The 4,027-nt window shown below is 42.8% G+C and carries 1 protein-coding gene, 20 tRNA genes and 1 rRNA gene; all 22 read left to right on the top strand.

Annotated features, from left to right (window positions below):
* Positions 1-85: 85 nt before the first annotated feature.
* The 22 genes from rrf to QY97_RS20930 all read left to right on the top strand — a co-directional run bounded on the left by rrf (position 86) and on the right by QY97_RS20930 (position 2,869).
* Positions 86-201: ribosomal RNA gene (gene rrf, locus QY97_RS18685) — 5S ribosomal RNA — on the top strand.
* 39 nt (positions 202-240) lie between these two features.
* A tRNA-Glu gene (locus QY97_RS18680) sits at positions 241-315 on the top strand.
* 3 nt (positions 316-318) lie between these two features.
* Positions 319-394: transfer RNA gene (locus tag QY97_RS18675), tRNA-Val, on the top strand.
* 15 nt (positions 395-409) lie between these two features.
* A tRNA-Lys gene (locus tag QY97_RS18670) sits at positions 410-485 on the top strand.
* 15 nt (positions 486-500) lie between these two features.
* Positions 501-582: transfer RNA gene (locus QY97_RS18665), tRNA-Leu, on the top strand.
* Between the two features lie 6 nt (positions 583-588).
* Positions 589-663, top strand: a tRNA-Gly gene (locus QY97_RS18660).
* 13 nt (positions 664-676) lie between these two features.
* Positions 677-750 (top strand) — tRNA-Arg (locus QY97_RS18655).
* Positions 751-780: 30 nt separating this feature from the next.
* Positions 781-853: transfer RNA gene (locus QY97_RS18650), tRNA-Ala, on the top strand.
* Between the two features lie 16 nt (positions 854-869).
* Positions 870-943, top strand: a tRNA-Met gene (locus QY97_RS18645).
* An 11-nt stretch (positions 944-954) separates the two neighbouring features.
* A tRNA-Ser gene (locus tag QY97_RS18640) sits at positions 955-1,047 on the top strand.
* A gap of 16 nt (positions 1,048-1,063) precedes the next feature.
* A tRNA-Met gene (locus QY97_RS18635) sits at positions 1,064-1,137 on the top strand.
* A gap of 4 nt (positions 1,138-1,141) precedes the next feature.
* Positions 1,142-1,218: transfer RNA gene (locus tag QY97_RS18630), tRNA-Asp, on the top strand.
* Between the two features lie 15 nt (positions 1,219-1,233).
* Positions 1,234-1,309 (top strand) — tRNA-Phe (locus tag QY97_RS18625).
* Positions 1,310-1,340: 31 nt separating this feature from the next.
* A tRNA-Tyr gene (locus QY97_RS18620) sits at positions 1,341-1,425 on the top strand.
* Between the two features lie 10 nt (positions 1,426-1,435).
* Positions 1,436-1,511, top strand: a tRNA-His gene (locus QY97_RS18615).
* Positions 1,512-1,520: 9 nt separating this feature from the next.
* Positions 1,521-1,595 (top strand) — tRNA-Gln (locus QY97_RS18610).
* 21 nt (positions 1,596-1,616) lie between these two features.
* Positions 1,617-1,690: transfer RNA gene (locus QY97_RS18605), tRNA-Gly, on the top strand.
* Between the two features lie 10 nt (positions 1,691-1,700).
* A tRNA-Ile gene (locus QY97_RS18600) sits at positions 1,701-1,774 on the top strand.
* Between the two features lie 6 nt (positions 1,775-1,780).
* A tRNA-Asn gene (locus QY97_RS18595) sits at positions 1,781-1,852 on the top strand.
* A 14-nt stretch (positions 1,853-1,866) separates the two neighbouring features.
* A tRNA-Ser gene (locus tag QY97_RS18590) sits at positions 1,867-1,958 on the top strand.
* Between the two features lie 91 nt (positions 1,959-2,049).
* Positions 2,050-2,123 (top strand) — tRNA-Arg (locus QY97_RS18585).
* A gap of 239 nt (positions 2,124-2,362) precedes the next feature.
* Positions 2,363-2,869, top strand: coding sequence for a DUF6518 family protein (locus QY97_RS20930; RefSeq protein WP_232506387.1), 507 nt, complete (start codon positions 2,363-2,365; stop codon positions 2,867-2,869).
* The last annotated feature ends 1,158 nt before the right edge of the window (positions 2,870-4,027 follow it).

Raw genomic sequence — 4,027 nt, 5'->3', positions numbered from 1 at the left:
ACAACAAAATGGCAAGGTATTGCCGGTTACTTCCCAAGCATATTATCCAGTTTTGAAAGAACAACGTTCTTTCAACCTTATACAGTCTGGCGGCTATAGCGAAGAGGCCACACCCGTTCCCATCCCGAACACGGCAGTTAAGCTCTTCAGCGCCGATGGTAGTTGGGGGCTTCCCCCTGTGAGAGTAGGACGCTGCCAGGCACCCCCCATGTGGGGTTTTTATTTTGTGTACATAAGGATGGCCCCTTGGTCAAGCGGTTAAGACACCGCCCTTTCACGGCGGTAACACGGGTTCGAATCCCGTAGGGGTCACCATGTGGAGGATTAGCTCAGCTGGGAGAGCATCTGCCTTACAAGCAGAGGGTCGGCGGTTCGAGCCCGTCATCCTCCACCATTTTTGTTTTTATGTGAGCCATTAGCTCAGTTGGTAGAGCATCTGACTTTTAATCAGAGGGTCGAAGGTTCGAGTCCTTCATGGCTCACCATTTTATATATTTTACGCGGGTGTGGCGGAATTGGCAGACGCACCAGACTTAGGATCTGGCGCCGCAAGGCGTGGGGGTTCGACTCCCTTCACCCGCATTCATTGCGGAAGTAGTTCAGTGGTAGAACACCACCTTGCCAAGGTGGGGGTCGCGGGTTCGAATCCCGTCTTCCGCTCCAGTGCTTACGGATTGCGCCCGTAGCTCAATTGGATAGAGCGTTTGACTACGGATCAAAAGGTTAGGGGTTCGACTCCTCTCGGGCGCGTAACAGTAACATTATCTTTTTATTTAACATGGGGCCTTAGCTCAGCTGGGAGAGCGCCTGCTTTGCACGCAGGAGGTCAGCGGTTCGATCCCGCTAGGCTCCATTTTTATTTTCATAGTGGCGGCGTAGCTCAGCTGGCTAGAGCGTACGGTTCATACCCGTGAGGTCGGGGGTTCGATCCCCTCCGCCGCTATATTACCAAATGGAGGAATACCCAAGTCTGGCTGAAGGGATCGGTCTTGAAAACCGACAGGCGGGTTACACCGCGCGGGGGTTCGAATCCCTCTTCCTCCGCCATTTATATTTTTATCGTCGCGGGGTGGAGCAGCCCGGTAGCTCGTCGGGCTCATAACCCGAAGGTCGCAGGTTCAAATCCTGCCCCCGCAATTATGGTCCGGTAGTTCAGTTGGTTAGAATGCCTGCCTGTCACGCAGGAGGTCGCGGGTTCGAGTCCCGTCCGGACCGCCATTTATACATAGGTTAGGCTCAGTAGCTCAGTCGGTAGAGCAATGGACTGAAAATCCATGTGTCGGCGGTTCGATTCCGTCCTGAGCCACCATTCTTTATTTAATTTGTAGACTTGTATACATGGAGGGGTAGCGAAGTGGCTAAACGCGGCGGACTGTAAATCCGCTCCCTCAGGGTTCGGCGGTTCGAATCCGTCCCCCTCCACCATGTTTTTATGGCGGTTGTGGCGAAGTGGTTAACGCATCGGATTGTGGCTCCGACATTCGTGGGTTCGATTCCCATCAATCGCCCCATACATACATTGGGCTATAGCCAAGCGGTAAGGCACCGGACTTTGACTCCGTCATGCGCAGGTTCGAATCCTGCTAGCCCAGCCATTTTTTATAACTTTATAATTAGCGGGTGTAGTTTAATGGTAAAACCTCAGCCTTCCAAGCTGATGTCGTGGGTTCGATTCCCATCACCCGCTCCATTTTAATAATGGGCCTGTAGCTCAGCTGGTTAGAGCGCACGCCTGATAAGCGTGAGGTCGATGGTTCAAGTCCATTCAGGCCCATTTTATTCCGCAGTAGCTCAGTGGTAGAGCAATCGGCTGTTAACCGATCGGTCGCAAGTTCGAATCTTGCCTGCGGAGTTTTGCTATTTCCTGGAGAAGTACTCAAGTGGCTGAAGAGGCGCCCCTGCTAAGGGTGTAGGTCGGTTTTTCCGGCGCGAGGGTTCAAATCCCTCCTTCTCCGCCATATACATATTATCATTTGTTTTGAATAGCTATTTATTAACACCATCCTTCTTTTTGGGAAAAAGCAGAAAGCTGGGGTGTGTAAATGAGGTGCGCCTTTAGCTCAGCTGGATAGAGCAACAGCCTCCTAAGCTGTAGGTCAGAGGTTCAAATCCTCTAAGGCGCGTAACAAGTAAAAGGGCTGGTATATTAGGGACTTTAGATTAGAAATAATCTAAGATGTCCTACGTATACCAGCCTTTTTTGTGTATGTTAGAGTTAAGCTGCAGGTCGGGGATCTAAGCATTTTTTCGACAGGTATTGATGAGGACCTATATAGTAATTGGGTTTTATCGAAGTTTTTTCATGTGCAGCCAATGCCATTTATTTTGCCAAGGATACCTATCTTATACGGCTTCTAAGTAATTGAGAACTTTTCTTATCATTCTCTTTTATAAATCTCATTTAATTGGTAAAAGAAAAAGGTATTCCATCATATCTTGTTCGTTATGCTTAATAGGGGAGGTAATCGGGTATTATTATTTTCATTCACTGATAAACCAATATCACTTTTCGTTTACTTATTTTATAGTAAATTGGCTTGGTTGTGCTATAGCTGGCAGGATGATCTTTGGAATAGCAGGATACTTATGGCATCATAAAGATGAAAAGTTTTATGAATTAGGCAGTGCTTTACTATCAGGTGTTTTTATAACAGATGGACTACATCTGTTTATACATTTAGACAGTTATAAACACATGATACCTGTGCCTATTGCAGAAATGGTTTTTGGTTTATTATTAATAATAATATTAGAAAGAAATATGAAGGAAAGGCTTCGTTGCTGTGTTTTTCTTGTTCCAGTTATTGGTTTAGGGCTGTTAGGTTATACCGTATTATTTTACTTAACAACTATAGAAGCGATCTACTGAAGCCCTCGGAGGTTTCTTTTTTCATTTCACTGTGCTAACAGAAAGTTAAATAATAACTGGGAATATAAAAATATTATACTATAATTAATAAGTTGCGCTTAAAGGGAGACAATGTAATGAAAATCAATATGATCATCTTTCTAACATCTTCAAAAGAACAAAAGGAATGAATGCTATGTATCGCTGCATCCGCTTGCGGTGGAAATAGAAGAAATTAGTGTGAATGATTACATAGACAAGCTCGTAGCAAATGAATGGCGTGTTGTTTCAAAAGAAGAATTAATAACTTGCTGAAAGAGAAGAATTCACCTCATTCCGACTTATATCTAACATCTAATGCGAGTCTAAACAACAAATCAAAAGGAGATAGAGTAGAATTCAAATATTTAAATGAAGAAAGTGGAATTTAAGTAAAACTTAATAATCTCCTGTTCAACTAACGAAGGTTTTGATAAAAATGCAGGTCGGTTAAAGGCCGGCTTACTTTTTTGTTTCTGTAGGCTTCATAAATAAAATTAAAAAAAGGAATAAATATATGGTTCGAGGACCTTGTGTTATCGGTTTGTTAAGAGGAGTTTTCTATTAAGCATGTTAATTACTATAGAAGTTTTAGCACATTTGTCGAATTTTGTCTGGCGAAAATGCTTGAAAAATGAAAGCGTTTGCATATATACTGAAAATAGTTAGATGATCAGAAGTAGTCATCGAAGCAGTTGGGTATATAGTACCGGCATGAGGATGAAGCCTTTTTACAAAGGGGTCTCATAATATATGGACAAGAAACGATTGTGACTTCGTTAAGAGATAGTCGTTTCTTTTAGGGGTAAAGGCATTGAATGCATGTCTCATGTATGACAGGTAAGAAGAGACAATCCATGTGATCTTCATGAAAGATTTGGCAGAAAAATTTTTTTTGATGTCTTGTTGACTTTTTATCTATTAAAATGTTATATTAGATTTCGCCGCTAATAAAGGCGGGATTGAACGGCAAGTGATATTAAAAAATCAGTTGACGTCTAATTAAAACTATGTTAATATAATATTACTGTCGTTAATAAAACGATGTGAATTGATCTTTGAAAACTGAACAAAATACATGCCAGTTAATTCTTGATTTATTTATTTTATGAGCAATCAAACATCTTTTTGGAGAGTTTG

Source organism: Bacillus thermotolerans, from assembly GCF_000812025.2.
Classification (GTDB): Bacteria; Bacillota; Bacilli; order Bacillales; family Domibacillaceae; genus Quasibacillus; species Quasibacillus thermotolerans.
The sequence above is the reverse complement of the archived record's forward strand: the minus strand, read 5'-3'. Positions and strand labels throughout refer to the sequence as shown.